17 protein-coding genes are annotated in these 14,646 nt (G+C 36.3%); 2 read left to right on the top strand and 15 right to left on the bottom strand.

What is annotated here, in order from left to right:
- Positions 1–102: 102 nt before the first annotated feature.
- Both CEP47_RS00305 and CEP47_RS00300 read right to left on the bottom strand, forming a co-directional pair.
- Positions 103–384, bottom strand: coding sequence for a hypothetical protein (locus tag CEP47_RS00305; protein WP_261919943.1), 282 nt, complete (start codon positions 382–384; stop codon positions 103–105).
- A gap of 265 nt (positions 385–649) precedes the next feature.
- The gene (locus CEP47_RS00300) at positions 650–796 is read right to left on the bottom strand and encodes a hypothetical protein (RefSeq protein ID WP_261919944.1); all 147 of its coding nucleotides are present in this window, start codon (positions 794–796) and stop codon (positions 650–652) included.
- 216 nt (positions 797–1,012) lie between these two features.
- On the opposite strand from CEP47_RS00300, the gene CEP47_RS00295 reads away from it, so the two are divergent.
- Entirely contained in the window at positions 1,013–1,318 is a 306-nt protein-coding gene (locus tag CEP47_RS00295) for a hypothetical protein (RefSeq protein WP_261919945.1), read from the top strand.
- 129 nt (positions 1,319–1,447) lie between these two features.
- Here CEP47_RS00295 and CEP47_RS00290 read toward each other — a convergent pair whose 3' ends face one another.
- The 10 genes from CEP47_RS00290 to CEP47_RS00250 form a co-directional block, all read right to left on the bottom strand.
- Positions 1,448–2,998 carry a conjugal transfer protein TraG N-terminal domain-containing protein gene (locus tag CEP47_RS00290; RefSeq protein WP_261919946.1) on the bottom strand — a complete coding sequence of 517 codons (1,551 nt, stop codon included), beginning with the start codon at positions 2,996–2,998 and terminating at the stop codon, positions 1,448–1,450.
- Between the two features lie 391 nt (positions 2,999–3,389).
- Positions 3,390–6,170: a conjugative transfer ATPase gene (locus CEP47_RS00285; RefSeq protein ID WP_261919947.1), complete on the bottom strand. Its 2,781-nt coding sequence runs from the start codon at positions 6,168–6,170 to the stop codon at positions 3,390–3,392.
- 13 nt (positions 6,171–6,183) lie between these two features.
- Positions 6,184–6,588, bottom strand: coding sequence for a TIGR03751 family conjugal transfer lipoprotein (locus CEP47_RS00280; RefSeq protein ID WP_261919948.1), 405 nt, complete (start codon positions 6,586–6,588; stop codon positions 6,184–6,186).
- Positions 6,589–6,595: 7 nt separating this feature from the next.
- Positions 6,596–8,044 (bottom strand): TIGR03752 family integrating conjugative element protein, encoded by a 1,449-nt coding sequence (locus CEP47_RS00275; protein ID WP_261919949.1) that lies wholly within the window; start codon positions 8,042–8,044, stop codon positions 6,596–6,598.
- Positions 8,045–8,055: 11 nt separating this feature from the next.
- A complete protein-coding gene (locus tag CEP47_RS00270) occupies positions 8,056–8,874 on the bottom strand; it encodes a TIGR03749 family integrating conjugative element protein (protein ID WP_261919950.1) in 819 nt (272 codons plus the stop codon).
- Positions 8,875–8,884: 10 nt separating this feature from the next.
- Complete coding sequence (locus CEP47_RS00265) at positions 8,885–9,532, bottom strand: PFL_4703 family integrating conjugative element protein (protein ID WP_261919951.1); 648 nt, start codon at positions 9,530–9,532, stop codon at positions 8,885–8,887.
- An 8-nt stretch (positions 9,533–9,540) separates the two neighbouring features.
- A complete protein-coding gene (locus CEP47_RS00260; RefSeq protein ID WP_261919952.1) occupies positions 9,541–9,900 on the bottom strand; it encodes a TIGR03750 family conjugal transfer protein in 360 nt (119 codons plus the stop codon).
- An 18-nt stretch (positions 9,901–9,918) separates the two neighbouring features.
- A complete protein-coding gene (locus CEP47_RS00255) occupies positions 9,919–10,284 on the bottom strand; it encodes a TIGR03745 family integrating conjugative element membrane protein (RefSeq protein ID WP_261919953.1) in 366 nt (121 codons plus the stop codon).
- A gap of 10 nt (positions 10,285–10,294) precedes the next feature.
- A complete protein-coding gene (locus tag CEP47_RS08885; RefSeq protein ID WP_373463115.1) occupies positions 10,295–10,528 on the bottom strand; it encodes a TIGR03758 family integrating conjugative element protein in 234 nt (77 codons plus the stop codon).
- A gap of 3 nt (positions 10,529–10,531) precedes the next feature.
- Positions 10,532–10,834, bottom strand: coding sequence for an integrative conjugative element protein, RAQPRD family (locus CEP47_RS00250; protein WP_261919954.1), 303 nt, complete (start codon positions 10,832–10,834; stop codon positions 10,532–10,534).
- Between the two features lie 172 nt (positions 10,835–11,006).
- Between CEP47_RS00250 and CEP47_RS00245 the strand changes: the two genes are divergently transcribed.
- The gene (locus CEP47_RS00245; RefSeq protein WP_261919955.1) at positions 11,007–11,162 is read left to right on the top strand and encodes a hypothetical protein; all 156 of its coding nucleotides are present in this window, start codon (positions 11,007–11,009) and stop codon (positions 11,160–11,162) included.
- Positions 11,163–11,249: 87 nt separating this feature from the next.
- Here CEP47_RS00245 and CEP47_RS00240 read toward each other — a convergent pair whose 3' ends face one another.
- From CEP47_RS00240 to CEP47_RS00230, 3 genes are read right to left on the bottom strand one after another with little or no spacing between them, the layout of a single operon-like run.
- Positions 11,250–11,957 carry a TIGR03747 family integrating conjugative element membrane protein gene (locus CEP47_RS00240; RefSeq protein ID WP_261919956.1) on the bottom strand — a complete coding sequence of 236 codons (708 nt, stop codon included), beginning with the start codon at positions 11,955–11,957 and terminating at the stop codon, positions 11,250–11,252.
- Positions 11,950–14,136 carry a type IV conjugative transfer system coupling protein TraD gene (traD, locus tag CEP47_RS00235; protein WP_261919957.1) on the bottom strand — a complete coding sequence of 729 codons (2,187 nt, stop codon included), beginning with the start codon at positions 14,134–14,136 and terminating at the stop codon, positions 11,950–11,952. The genes CEP47_RS00240 and traD overlap by 8 nt, the downstream gene beginning before the upstream one ends.
- A complete protein-coding gene (locus tag CEP47_RS00230; protein WP_261921028.1) occupies positions 14,133–14,645 on the bottom strand; it encodes an integrating conjugative element protein in 513 nt (170 codons plus the stop codon). Before CEP47_RS00230 ends, traD begins: the two co-directional genes overlap by 4 nt.
- Between the last annotated feature and the right edge of the window lies 1 nt (position 14,646).

The following is a 14,646-nucleotide window of genomic DNA, read 5'->3' as shown; positions in this document are numbered from 1 at the left end:
TCCTAGCTGAACTATATCAACCAATATCTTGACTAGTTTTTGAGTTAATGCTTCATTATCCAAATTGGATTCAGTTTCATAGACAATACTACTAAAGCCTGTTTAGCTACCTAATCTTTCTGGGAAACTTAATACGATAAAGTTACGCCATTTTCCTTTTTGCGGTACAAAAATCATCATCAAAAACACCGCGGGTGGATATTGTTTATCTAGGTAATCACCAATATTTTGAAGTGAGATAAGTGTAAAGTTATCACTTTCATTTAAACCACGCTTAGGAGTGTACCAATGAACTTTAGCATCCATTACTGTGCGTAAGCGTGTGGCGTGTTCCCATACTGTTTCTAATCTATCTATACCTTCAATATTGCTATAATCAGACACATCATAAAGACAGTTTGCGATGCCTGTTAAACCTGTTTAGTCTTATTTATCACCAGTAGAAAAATCATTAGGTTGTTCATAACCTAAAAATTTCACGTTCCCACTATTTTAAAAGCCAAGTTATACTTGGCTTTTAATTTTTTTATAATCCTTGTAATTACAAATTGCAATGCAGGAGATAAATCATTAAGTTCTTCAATTCTTATCTTAGCATTCTAATATCTGAAACGGAGGGCTTAAACCAAAAATACGTTTTAGATAATGTTTATGCAGCTAAAACACATTTAACAGAAGTCATATCTTTGTTACCAAAATACACACTACCTTGTTGATGAGCAAACTTCTCTTTATTTTGTAGCTTCTTATTAACCTCTAATCTAATTTTATCTATCTCAAAAAAATCTAAGCTCATTATGTAAATGCTTCTAATAACTCTAATGTTGGATTGTTAATGATGATTTTACCATTTTCTTCTGATATTTACTCTCCAAAATTGCATTTCTATCAAAAGATAAATATCAATTTCTACCCGCAAATGTATCTTGTTGAGTTATCTTAAATAAAATTTGTACAAAAAAATAAACTGGTGTATGCTTAACCTATATTAAGTTTTTCAAAGGGTAGGGCTATGCAAACGAAAACGCTAAAATCCAATACGCTGAAGTCAAATGCAAGAAAAGCAAAAGACGGTCAGCATGCTAAAAAGCCAAACCATCTGTATCGTTTAGGCTATCGCATAGGGCGGTTGATAAAACGTTTTATTGATTGGAAACACCCTAAGTTTTTGAAATTGCTATATTTACTTCCAGCACTTGCAATTGGTCTCTATTCTATTTTTGCTTTGTTATGGATTTTAGCACTATCTGCTATTGGTACAGCAGCTTTTTATGAATTATATAAAAATCCAACGGCTTATGGAAATCATCAAAGATGATGGAAGTGGTTTCTATACGGATAGTGAAGGTAATCTCCACTATTGTAGTTCAGAAAATGAAGGATCTGGTTGGACAAAAATATAAAAGTAAAAAGCCAAGTTATACTTGGCTTTCTTAATTATTTTGCTTTATTTAACGCCTTTCTTGGCAGCAGTTTTGACCATCTCTCCACCTTCATCACCACCTTTTTGTGTCTTATCTGTACTTTTATTTAATGTATTAGTAATAGCATTTCCAACTCTATGCCCTGCCCAAGTCATTGCTCCCACCCAGAAGATTGGGAGAAAAATAAACGACATCCCCATTATCAAATTACTGATAAAATCATTCTCAATATTAACAATACCCTCAATATTGGTTGACAATCTACTGTGCGTATCACTGCTATACAATGCCGTCGTTAAATTGCTATCAATCCAGCGAGCCAATTCCCACCAAAACGTTAGAAAATATATGCTAAATTGAATGGCAATGAGCGTTACTAGTGTTTGTAATTTATAACCACTAAATAACAAAACAAAGGGAATACAAATTGTAAACGCCATGATTAAAATTGCCTGTACCATAGGCAACGCCTGTCGTAACGCATCAAATCCAAACGCTGCTGTACCACTGACCACTGCAACCCCCGCTGACGATACAACTCGTTTCAATGCTGTCCAAGTCGTACTCAACCAGCCTTCGCCTCCACCAAGCTCGCCCCCGTATCCCTGAGACGCTTGTCCTGCTTGATTTGACGACACGGTTATACTTTCTGGATTTGACAACATACTGCGTACTAGTTGATCCGTCCAATCATTATAACTAGCACCTAAAATTTGCCCTGCACTACGTTTAGTATAGTGTTCAAACTGATCCAATAAACGCTCTTTTAATCCTGAACTGGCATCACTCCACCATTCTTCACAGGTTGGATACCCTCCAGCACCGGTATTAGGTAATCCCTTATCTCGCTCATAATCATATATCCACCGTTTATTTGGTTGTTTGGCGTGATAATAATTATAAAATCCATTCGTCTTTAAGAAATAATGAGAACCCGCCCAATCCGTATCCTTGACTAATTCAGGACTCAAACTCTCTCGACTATTACGTAATTTTGTTTTAGCTGGCACATAACATTGTTGATAAAACTGATGATATTCATCACGCAAAATAGGATCTTTAATTTTAGTATGTTTAATATCAAAACTCAGTTGTCGCAAATCAGGTTTGCACGGAATTGACGTTACCGCCGATTGCGTTATTGCTTTACTGTAGGTTGCAGTAAATGCCCATAACGGAGGTAAAACAGGAGATTGGTTACCAATCGAACTTTGTAAATCTTGAAATCCTTTTGTCTGCTCAGTCGGAATCACTTTATAACCGCATTTTAGAGAGTAATCAACATCATAGGGTATTGTATTTACTGCAATATTTATGCTAGGAATACACGCTATTAGAATTACTAAAAATGCAGAATATAGATGATGCTCTAATCGAGGCATTAAAAGAACGCCTTTATTTCCCTCATCATCACCCTCCTCTCTGACTTTCAACCACTCCCTGACAACAATCAGAACTAGCGGTATAGCAAACGCTCCCGAATCCACCATTAGATTCCAGATATTATTATTAATTACCCAGCCTAATAGTGTAAAAAAATACTCAAAATAATCATTAACATATAATGTTGTCATTTTTCAACCTTAGATGTTATAAAAAATATTTACCCAAATTAACTATTTCAGCAAACCCAATTAACAAGAAATATTGCACAAAAAACCTGTTCCATTGCTCGTTATATTTTTTCTGACGCAGTTTATAAAGCATTAGCCCACAAAAAACATATAATCCTATTCGCCAGATTAACCAGTAATAGTATGTTTTCTCAAAAAACAGATTTAGTGAGCCTGTTTCAGGAAAATAATGGATTGCAACACTAGATAAAATGAACACAAAGATGATGATGCAGACTATTGTTAATACCGAATAAAAAATTTGTTGAATCAATCTATTATTTAATAACATTTTTAATTTCCACTCAGTTATCTACAACTTCTATGGATAACTCTTATTCTAAGAAAATCATTAACTATCTATGCCTCGAGCTTTATCTAGCGATTTAGCGACTAAATAGGCAGCCTCTAACTCACTGACATTGTGCTCTTTCATCAATCGCATGCGTTCTGCTTTTTCTTCAGGTTCTGTCATTGCCAGAGCTAAAAACAAACTCGGTGGAACAACTCTAAATAACGCCTCAATATTATTTGACAGTACTACTCCCTCGGTATATTTTCTATCCTCTTTCTGAGCAGAACGTATTAGGCTTTTCTGTTCTTCAGTGAGTGGTTTGAAACGACAAATCTCTTTTAACTCATTATCATCAACACCACAAAGCAACTCCCACCATTCCAACATACCAATAATTTTTGCAGATTCATTTGGAAAATCGCCCATATTCTGTGTTGCTAGCCAGAGCCAAATTCCCAATTTACGCCACATTTTGGATCCCTTAGTCAGGTATTTCGCTAACAATGGATTTCGAGTGATATTGTGAGCCTCATCAGTAATATTCACGAGCGGACGCCCTGCATACTGATATTTTTCACCTAAACTATTGATATGATTAATTAATGAAATATACGCGATAGCTAATTGAGATTCATACCCCTCTCGTGCAAACGTGGCCAAATCAACTAATGTAATATCTGCATCTGGCCACGCTTGCCCCTCTTGATTAAATAATTCATTTTCAAATGATCCTGCTTGACAAAACATTCCGAGCGACTCCCCCATATCATACGCTCGCTCACGACGTTTATCAGGCAAACTGTCATCTCGGGATAATTCATACAATGCATCTCGTACATCTGCAGTTAAACACTGTCGTTTTTCAGAATACGTTTTTTCAGCCGCTAACATTATCGCACGACGAATCATCGCCTTATCTGTACGATTTAGTTTTTCATATTCCTTGACCTCACCGCCTGTAATCATTAATGTTGCGGTTAATTCCATTTCACCCAGAATGTCACGCTGATCATCAGATTCGTCATCTTGTAATACGGCTTCACGTTCTTCTTCTATTTCAATTGCACGTTCATCTAAACGTTGAGTAATATTAATTTCTTCAATCAATTTATGACTATCAGCAAAAAGTGGCAACGTCACACCACTACCAGGTTTTAACGTAACTTTATTTACACTAACACCCAATGATTCAGCATAATCAGCCATTAGACCAAACGAATTCCCAGCCTCAATAATAAACAGACGTGGACGATGAACCGCAACTAATTGAGCGATTTTCCCGTTTAATGTCGCTGATTTTCCAGCCCCTGTTGGACCTAGCATCAATAAATGGGCGTTTTTAGTCCGGTCCTTTTTACTCAACGGATCATAATCAAGCGGTGCTCCGCCTCGATTAAAAAATGAAATACCTGGATGACCTGTTCCTGTCGAACGACCAAAAACAGGCAATAAGTTAGCAATATGCTGAACAAAATTAAATTTAGTGTAAAGGTGCTTTCTGTCATCATCGGGGCGAAAGCACATAGGCAACCAACGCAAATAACTATTTAGAGGAGCAACTTCATTTCCTTCGTTGATAGGTACTAACCCATTTGATAATAAAATAGAGCGTAATTTACGCGAGCGGGACTTCAAATCTTTTTCATCATCGCCATTAATATAAAAACACAGTGATGAACGATATAGTTTATGTTTATCTCGTAAATACTCTTGCACAGTGTCACAATCTTGTTTAGCATAACGAGATTCAACATTATCGCCTTTCGCTTTGCTTGCAATATTTAATAAATGTTGCTCCAGTAAATCTTGCGGATACACAACCATGGTCATTGACATAATCGTGCCTGCAGGCAGTAAATCAAACAAGGTATTAGTATTATCACCACGTTTAATTTCACCTGTTAGAATTCCAACGGCTGGCGGTTTTCTCATACCGTCAACGACAACAACTTCATGCGGTTTATCATCAAAATACCAATAATCACCTTTTGTAAGCGGTGAATTAATCAACATTGTTTCCGCAAAATCGTCCCATATCATTAATTCGTCATTATTAAATGTAGATGGATCACGATATGCTAAATGCTCATAAAACTCATTTGGTGAATTACAAAATTTAGGTGCAGGATTAAACCACTTCAATAACCACTGATGGACATCATACCCTGCTAATCTCGTTAAACTGATCCCTGCTGCATTTAATGAATTCACGACCCGTTCACAAATATTATTCAACATTTCTAACGGTGATTCTGTATCTGTTTTACGATTAGCATAACGATATATCACCATCCGTGTGCGTCTCAATTGTCCACGCCACGGGGTGTTTGTAATTTTTTTATCAATAAACAGTCCATTGGGAGATGCAATATCACGCAAATGTTTTCCCATCAGATTCAGCCACGCCTCAGTAAACTGAGATCCTTTAGCATTTGGTTGAATATAATTCTCTAATGTTCTGCGATATTCTGTCGCTACATCGTCATCTTGACAAAAAAACTGCACCACCCATGGATTAGTATCCAATTCATCAAACGAATCCTGTAATGCGTCTTTAATCTGGCTACGCACTGACTCTAAATACTCTAAACTCCGCCCTTCAGTTCCGAGCGGTTTAACATCAAATACAGCACCAACCGAATAACCATCATCTAACAAAATCGCTTTTTCTGTGTCTAAAAATTCGACATACGGTAAATGAGAAACAAACGATGGACATTGTGCATACATTTTTTTATGTTCAGCCAGTGAAACAGGCGATTTAGATGCGTGACCATATTGACTTTGTACTGTTTCAGTCGTTTCAACATCTTGATTACGTTTAAAAAATGAAAACATTGATTTACTCCGTTTAATAATCTGTCGTACGTTCACCTGGTTGTGCGTACTGCACACGGCTATAAAAAGGGATCACTGTTGAATAACCCGGTACGGGCAACGGCTCCCCTGTATCAGATAAGTGCGGATAGATATACATCACTAAATCAGGATTCGGTAAGCGTGGAAAGAGATTTTTTGTTTCATTTTTTACGTCTCGAGTATAACTATGTTGTTCTTGTTCATCAGGGACATTAGTACGAGGCAATTGTGATTGTGTATGTAGTTGGATTCTCCCTTGATTCAACGTACCTTGCCCTGTTTTTTCATTCCAGAGTTCTAGCATTGTGCTATCACCCGTTGGTAATAAATTTTGTTGTGACGTTGAACACGCGTTTAATAAAATTGTGAACAACAGTAAACATAATTTCGTTTTCATTTTACTCCTAATCTAATTTAGAACGTTGAGTCGCACTGTTATAATTAACTTTGCGTCCATTTTGGTCATAATTAATATCTAACGATTGCGTAATATTGACGACAACAGGACTGCCAGGCGGTACATAAATCGCATCAAACGTTTGCCCATAACGTTTTCTAAACCATTCTGTACTTTCTTTTAATCCGCCACCTAGAGCCTGTCCTAATAAGAACTTTCCTTGACTGCCCGTTACAGCACTAATCACATTACCATTTTCACTGATTGCATTTGTTGTCTGCCCCTGAGCAAATGCCTGAGCAGCGGAACTCGTTCCGCTTAATAGAAAATTAGTTACTAAAAACTCACCTGCATTAGTTTTTCTATCACCAGGAATACACGGGATCCCCTGTGGATTTGAAATCCAGCCGATTCCCTCATCACTGCCACCATTTTTGCTTTTATCAGGTAACGTACTAATTCGTCCATCACTAAAAACTAGTGTCATACTGGTAACTTTTCCTCTCACGCACGAGAGAGTCCAGTCACCACTAGCCGTTCCCGAAAATATTGCTCCCTCAACATTAGGTAGAGTTATTCCATTTGCAGTTAAATTTTCACGTCCAACTATCACTTTAAAGGGGTACGGATCATTAACTACACCATCAAACGGTACACGTCCCAACAATGCAGTTAATGCAACTGAACCAATTAATGTTGAATTTTCTGGAATAGTATAAATAGGGGTAGGAGGTGTCTCTTGACGATTATTTTTAACCCCCGTCAGTTCTTGATGTGCTTTTCCAACAACAGAATTATCTAATGCATTAAACACATTAGCAAAGCTCAATCCGCCATTCCCACTATTATTGTTTTCGTCTAAAATTAGATTGCCATTTCGATCTAACGTACGCATATCTGCGGGTATTATCCAACGTAATCCAGCCTCATTTGTATTTGTATCTGTATCAGAACCTAAACCAATTGGTAGATCTGAATTAGATTGCGTTTGCGTATTATCTATTGTTTGAGATTGAACTAACAAATTGTTTGACAAATTAGCTAATCGTGTTTCAACTTCATTCAATAGCATGGTAGTTTGCTCTTTGAAATCTTGTTGCAACTTTCTTTTCTCTAGTTCAAGAGCTTGAGCAACTCTGCTATCTACATCATTATTTTTTGATATCAATAATTCATTTTTTTGCCTCAACTCATCATTTTTTGCTCGGATATCTGCAATATCCTGTCTAGTTTTTTTAATCGTACCGACTAACGTTCTAATCGTGTCCTGCGGCGTATCGCCCTCAATTCCAAGCGTTCTTAATTCATCAGGCGTTAAATCATAAACTGTGTGTGTAACTGTTTGAGTTTGAGACTTTTTATTATCCGATCGAACTAACATTACAATAAAAACAACCGAAATAACGACGACTGTCGGGACAATTACTTTCAAAATCATATTTGATCTTAATTTCATCTCGATCTCCTTTATTTTTTTATAGGTCGCTTAATAATCGGATTAGGAATTATTGCATTACCTACATCTCCCTCAGTAATCAAATAAACAGTTGTTGTATCAGAGGGAGAATTTTTTACACCTAAAAAATGATGTTGAAATGTCGCTGCATAAAAATGCCCATTTAAATCTCTAGGATCGAGTTCTATACGTTGTGCTGAATGATTTTGTAATTTCACTGCTGTAACTACATAATTGCCTAGTTTCCAACCTGTAAGCAGAGTAGCACTAACAAATGGATAACGCGGTAAAAGTGTTTTTAAATTAGAGGGTAATTTTGGTGTAACTGATTGCACTCCAACTAATGGTTCAACAGTACGCAGAGGAGCATATAACGATTGAGCAGCATAACGCGTTAATGCAGCAGGTATCGGCAATGTTGTATCCGATCTAGCAATCTGCTCGTCAGATTGCTCTTTTTCTTTCGAACCATCTGAATAAACTAATTTCACTGGTTCTAACGCATTATTTTCTTGACTATTTTCTTCTGAACTAATATCTAACAGAATAATTTCACCATTACTAAGATCTTGCAATTGTAATCGAGTTTTTTCAAATGGTTTAAGTGCTTTTAAATACAACACACCACCCGCATTTTGAATTCGCAGCTTATTATCTAATGTAGGTGGATAACCTACTTTAATATTACGATCAACGAATACAATCCGTTCTTGCTCTAAATTTAAATCAATCTGAAGCGGGGTTCGTTGCCATTGCATAATAATATCGGCGTACGCAAAACTAGATAATACACCGATACTTACTAGAAAAATTCGCATTAATAATTTCATTGTCAGCCTCTTATTTTTTCTCTGTTGTATCTACTGCTACTGCACGCTCTAACCGTTGAGGAGTAGCATAGTAACAATCCAACGCTAATCCCCAAGGGTTGCGTTCTGGATCGACATCATTTCGAATAACGTGAATCGGATAACGAACTAGTGTGCGTTTAACAGCTTCATCGCCGTAATATTCATCTGTAGTTAAATCTAGTGTTACATTCCAATCATTTTTTGATAAAACTGTCACTCGCTCGTGACTAAAACCTCGTCCCGGAATTTCATAGACACCTCGAATACGGTTTCTCAATTCCCCATATAAATCTCTATCCCGATAATCTTTTTCTAAAAATGTTTTGCAACGTGGGGTTAGATACGGCGTGAGAGATTTAATATTTCGGGCATAATCGACCTGACCGTTTGTGGGCCATCTATTAAGTTGTTGGAATATATAGAATGCAAAACCGTAAACAGTAGAAGGAGGAATTTCCCACCACGGGCGTTGACTGCCAGCCCTTAAATCGGGTGGTGTATAAATTGTGAGCCTAGATGGAGCTGTTGACCACCCTACGCCGATAACAACAATCACTAAAGTTAAAACAACTAACATCCCACGTAATGTATTAATATGCGATTGTTTATCGTGTAGAATATTTTTAAATTTACTCATAAAAACCCTTATTTAATTTGACGTTCACGTCGAATTGAATAGTAAGTGGAGGCGTTGATAACAGAGAAGAATCGATATTGATAAAATTTAAATTCTAAAAATCGGGGAAGCCATGTATCAGACTTCCCTCTTTTTACTCGAGAAATAATTGAACCACCCCAGAATAGAAATAAAAATGCAAATATCGCAATGCAGGTAGGAATTATTGCCCAATCACCTAATAACAATATCAACAAAATTCCCATTACCAGACCAACTATCGCCCCTATACCAAATACAATTAATAGTTCAGAAATAGTCATTCCCCTAAACACAACGGGCTGACGATTGAGTCGTTCAGGAATAAATGGAATAGTGTTATTAGTCATAGTAAAATCCCATTTCTATTACAGAATTTCACTGGCTTTCGTAATTAGCCAGATTATGACTACTAATAAAACCACACCAACAAGTACATTTAATGCTAAATCGCCCCATTTTTTCTTACCTTCTCCGATATCACGGTATGTACCAATTGAGTTTCCTGCCACAACGATAAATGCAACTGCACAAATAAGTAGTCCCATTAATGTTATACCGTCGTAACCGTAATTTTTGATTGTATCTATGACTCCCTTACCCTGTCCACGTGATGGGTCTTCTAACGTTGGCAATGCAGCATAAACATGAATTGAAAAAAATGCGAATATAGAAATTGAAACAAAACGAACTGTTTTTAACGTAATGTTTTTAAGTAATGATAAATACTTCATATAAAAATCCTTAAGATAGCGTGAAATACGTTGCAATTGAGTATAAAATAGCAAAGCGAATAATTACCGACATCAGAGTACTATCCCTAACATTTCCCATGGACCAGCCGTTGTATGCACTGATACAGATCCATCCTCCACATAACAGTAATAGTGCAATAAACACACCAATAACGAGGGAATTTGTTGTTGCAATAGAACTACCAGTAATCGTTTCAAATGTAGATACAGAAATACTATTCATTCTCTATCTCCGTTTTTCATATAACCCAGATACTGTGCCTAATTTATTTGGATCTCGAGGTTGAGCTCGTTCATTATTTAAATAACGATAAATCCCATGTCGCACTGTCTGAATTTCGTGCATCGCTTTTACATAATCAAAGTAAAATCGAGTAGAGATATCAGTATTTTGTTCTTTTGCTCGAATAAGCGACTGTTCAGCAGCAGTCAATTGAGCGATCGCTTGAGCTAATTCTGCTGATTCCGAGGCATAAAGATGAGGTGAATAAAGCAACAAACATCCACTTAATAATAGAAATTTTTTCATAAATTATTCTCCAGAAAATTTACAAATAGTTTTATCAGGAGCTATTAGTTTGAAGAAAATTTGCTAAAAATATATAGTTTTTTCATTATCCAAAAAAAACAAAAAACTATTGATTTTTAATTTTAAATTGTGTAATACTGGGTAGGACTTATTTATCATCACAAAAGATGACTTGCGAGAAGTTAGTACTAAGTTAGAATTGGATATTGCTCAAGTTCGCTTAGAATTACACCAAGTAATTAATAAATTATATGTTGCATTTGCAATTGGTGCGGTATCAATTGTTAGTATTATCTTAACGGTATTACCATTAATACTTCGCCAATAATAGGCGTTATATAAAAATTGTATTCGTAATAATGGAATAATTTAACAACAAGGGAAATGGTTTTACCATTTCCCTTTCTTTTTCTGGTTACAAATATTTCTTGAAACTTCCCGCCATAATTGAGATAGCTAATCCCATAAAAAACGCCGCTGGAATTAAAATTATGTTTGGATAAATTGAAAATGGAATAGATAAATAAATCAGCCACGTTCCGATTAAAATTGGAATAATCGTACGTTTAGCGTGATGATAGACAAAACTTGATTCATATCCGAAACCAAACCGTCGTAAATCTCGTCTAACTAAACCGTCAGTTAATCCGACAATCGCTGATAATGCGAACAACGGCAATGTAAAAAATATTATCAATAAACGAATTACAAACGTTGTTGTAACATAAACAACACTCTCAATATACGAGCGTGCATAAAAATAGATAGTATAACTGAATGTATTAGGTTGATGTCTAGTATTCAACCATTCCAACAAACCGCTTTTAATAAATAAATATTGATGAGCAAGTTCAACAATTTTTTGAACCAAACGCACAGGAGAGGTATGTAGTACGCTTTGCGTAAAATTATTTGAGAACCATTGCATTTCAGACAACATCATCGTTTTACTATGTAACCACCCTTCACTACTCCAGAACCATGTAATACCAATCCATTCAAGAATAATGCTAAAAATCAATGAAATGATTAATACTGAAATAATTTTCCAAACCCCATTCCAGATTTTAGATAATAATCCCTGTCTGCGATCACGTTGCTGTGATTGTGAAAAATTATCCACCACAATTTTCCCCATTTGAATCTTGTTTTACAACTTGATTTAAAGGTTCTATTATTGGTGTACTGACTAATTTCTCAAATGCAGCAATAGCATCATCACTAGGACAATAATCTATTGCTGTTTTAGACCAGGTTTCGCTCGTTTGATACTGTTCTTGCATATACTCACTCAATTGTAAAATAGACTCAGGCATAACATCGTTTTTATCTGATACTGGTAACGGCATTCTAATTTTCCACAAATTTCCCCCTTCCAGAAGTACAAACGCTTGCCCCTTAGGCAGTTTCATAACATTAGCAGGAGTAATCATCGGCACTTTTTCTGAACTAATACGATCTTGCGTATTAGATGTAAAATCTTGTTTGCTAGTTGGATCACTATTATCTGTTACTCCAGAAATCGTAGTATTTTTCAAAATATCAACTTCATGTAACTGATTAGTCAATAGTTCTGCAGTAGCTGGTTCTCGTACTCGTAACATAATCAGATTATTAAAATTACCAATGACTTGCCCAGCTTTCGCTTTACTGCCAGATTTTGCCTCAATATCAGAAAGTGTTTGAGTATATGCGGTTACCTGAACTCCTGCTCCACCGCCTTTATTAATTAATGGAATAAATTCATCCCCCATTAATTCATTAAATTCATCACAATGTAAATTAATAGCTACTTTCTTATTACTGCTTTGTAATTGCTCGGGCAAACCGTCATCAATCCCATATTTATAGATATGTCCTGCAATTGAGACTAGATCAGCAAACATTGAATTACCCACAGCACTGGCAACTGTTGTATCTGACAGTGCATCGAGCCCGATATAAACAATACCTCTTTTTCTAATAATTTCCTGCCAATCAAATATTGGTCGTTCATCATTAATATCAGTATAATCTGGTGCTAATAACTCAGCAATTTTTCCCGTTGTTAGTTTTTCTAATAATGGCAATAACGATGCAACAATTTTATCAAAATAGGTTTTATCATAACGCACTGCACTACGTAATCCATCAAGAACATGATCGTAAATTTTCGCCTGAGTGAGATACTGCTCTAATGCAACAACACGCACATCACGTCCAATCATATTTCTAGGCGTATTTTTATCATTAATTTTTCCAGCTGCAACGGCCACACTATCCCACGCTCTCGGATCGTATTTAGTTAGAAATTGTCTTGTATAATCAATAAATAGCTCATCTATATTCTGCACATAACGAGCTATGGATGGATAATCAGGGCGACGCCCGAGTTCAACTTGAGCTCGAGCAATAATATTAACAAATCGCCACGCAAACTCTTTAAATGCAGCACTATTACCCTCACTACTGAGTTGCCCTGAAATACGACTAGCAACTTCAGAAACTCGTCCAAATCGTCCAACAGCATTGTAACGAGCCGACACTTCGGGCCATCCTAGATGAAAAACATAAAATTCATTTTCTCGCCCCGCCTGTTTCGCTTCAGCGTACATTCGCTTTAACATATCAGCATCGCCCTTAGGATCAAAAAAAACAACGACTTCTCGCTCATCACATTTTCCACGATGAATATCTTGTGTAACTAAAAGCTCTGCTAATCGAGTCTTACCAACACGTGTTGTACCCAATACAATTGTATGCCCAACACGTTCTCCTAGTGGCAATAAAACATCTTCTTCCTCTAATTCAATTCCATGTATTAAAGGGCTTCCCCCGACTGGAGGCAATGGACGAACGGGATTTAAAATACTATCTTTTGATAAAAGTTTTGTTAATGCAGGAAATGAATATTCAAATTTTTTTTCAAAATAACGTGCCATTTTATATAGTTTAGATGGATTAACATAATCAGCGACTTCCGGACGAGTACATGTATACAACCGTTGCGTATGTTTTTGCTCCCACGCGAATCCCCGTCCTAAAAATAAAAATTTCTGGCTAACTGGCACCTGCTTACTAGTTAGAGCGTAATACGGTAGGCGTCGAATATTTCGACGATAACGAATAATCCGCCACCCCTGTTTAAATCTGATATACGCTAAAATCCAAAATGCCACTGTCATTCCAATACCAATATCAATAGATAGTGCTACCGCCCACGGTGCATATAAACATAATGCACCGGATAAAAATGCAACAACTGCAGTATTTAACTCAACGGCTGGACGTAAAACCGTTTCAATGACGTGTTTATCACTCATTGCGATAGACCTTTATCTGTAATAAGAACGGGATAGTGAGATAAATTTAAGCGTTGAGCTAAATCGTCTGCACTAACGGGTTGTAATAAAATTTCAGGCACAATTTGTCTGATGTACTGTAATTTTGCATAATCATCAACATTAACGACTAATCCAACGGCATTTATTTTAATCAATAACGATTTACGTTGAGCTAACCATTTTTTCGATAGCTCATCAACACCGACTAAGAAAATTGGTTGCATACCAGGTAAATTAAATTGTCTAGGAATAACCTTTCCTGGTTTCAGGGAATGAGAAACAATCGGTAGTAAATCACTCTCATGAAATTCTGCTGGCAGTGCATTTGGATTTACTACTTTAATTTCTTCAGGAGAATTTTGCAGTTGTAGCGGCTCATAAAATCGTAATGCACTCTCTCCACCAAAATCGGCAATCACGTTTAAATCAGCAAAAGCCGAATTGAATAAAAATGCACTTGCATATAAACCAACAATTAATTTTTTCATC

The organism is Mergibacter septicus (genome assembly GCF_003265225.1).
Lineage (GTDB): Bacteria > Pseudomonadota > Gammaproteobacteria > Enterobacterales > Pasteurellaceae > Mergibacter > Mergibacter septicus.
This window is presented reverse-complemented; position numbering and strand designations above follow the sequence as displayed.

Excerpts from the sequence above, each read along its gene's own strand:
- CEP47_RS00230 (WP_261921028.1), bottom strand. The coding sequence starts at position 14,645 with ATGAAAAAATTAATTGTTGGTTTATATGCAAGTGCATTTTTATTCAAT.
- CEP47_RS00285 (WP_261919947.1), bottom strand. The coding sequence starts at position 6,170 with ATGTTTTCATTTTTTAAACGTAATCAAGATGTTGAAACGACTGAAACA.
- CEP47_RS00280 (WP_261919948.1), bottom strand. The coding sequence starts at position 6,588 with ATGAAAACGAAATTATGTTTACTGTTGTTCACAATTTTATTAAACGCG.
- CEP47_RS00295 (WP_261919945.1), top strand. The coding sequence starts at position 1,013 with ATGCAAACGAAAACGCTAAAATCCAATACGCTGAAGTCAAATGCAAGA.
- CEP47_RS00250 (WP_261919954.1), bottom strand. The coding sequence starts at position 10,834 with ATGAAAAAATTTCTATTATTAAGTGGATGTTTGTTGCTTTATTCACCT.
- CEP47_RS00275 (WP_261919949.1), bottom strand. The coding sequence starts at position 8,044 with ATGAAATTAAGATCAAATATGATTTTGAAAGTAATTGTCCCGACAGTC.
- CEP47_RS00260 (WP_261919952.1), bottom strand. The coding sequence starts at position 9,900 with ATGACTAATAACACTATTCCATTTATTCCTGAACGACTCAATCGTCAG.
- CEP47_RS00265 (WP_261919951.1), bottom strand. The coding sequence starts at position 9,532 with ATGAGTAAATTTAAAAATATTCTACACGATAAACAATCGCATATTAAT.
- CEP47_RS00290 (WP_261919946.1), bottom strand. The coding sequence starts at position 2,998 with ATGACAACATTATATGTTAATGATTATTTTGAGTATTTTTTTACACTA.
- CEP47_RS00255 (WP_261919953.1), bottom strand. The coding sequence starts at position 10,284 with ATGAAGTATTTATCATTACTTAAAAACATTACGTTAAAAACAGTTCGT.
- CEP47_RS00270 (WP_261919950.1), bottom strand. The coding sequence starts at position 8,874 with ATGAAATTATTAATGCGAATTTTTCTAGTAAGTATCGGTGTATTATCT.
- CEP47_RS00300 (WP_261919944.1), bottom strand. The coding sequence starts at position 796 with ATGAGCTTAGATTTTTTTGAGATAGATAAAATTAGATTAGAGGTTAAT.
- traD (WP_261919957.1), bottom strand. The coding sequence starts at position 14,136 with ATGAGTGATAAACACGTCATTGAAACGGTTTTACGTCCAGCCGTTGAG.
- CEP47_RS08885 (WP_373463115.1), bottom strand. The coding sequence starts at position 10,528 with ATGAATAGTATTTCTGTATCTACATTTGAAACGATTACTGGTAGTTCT.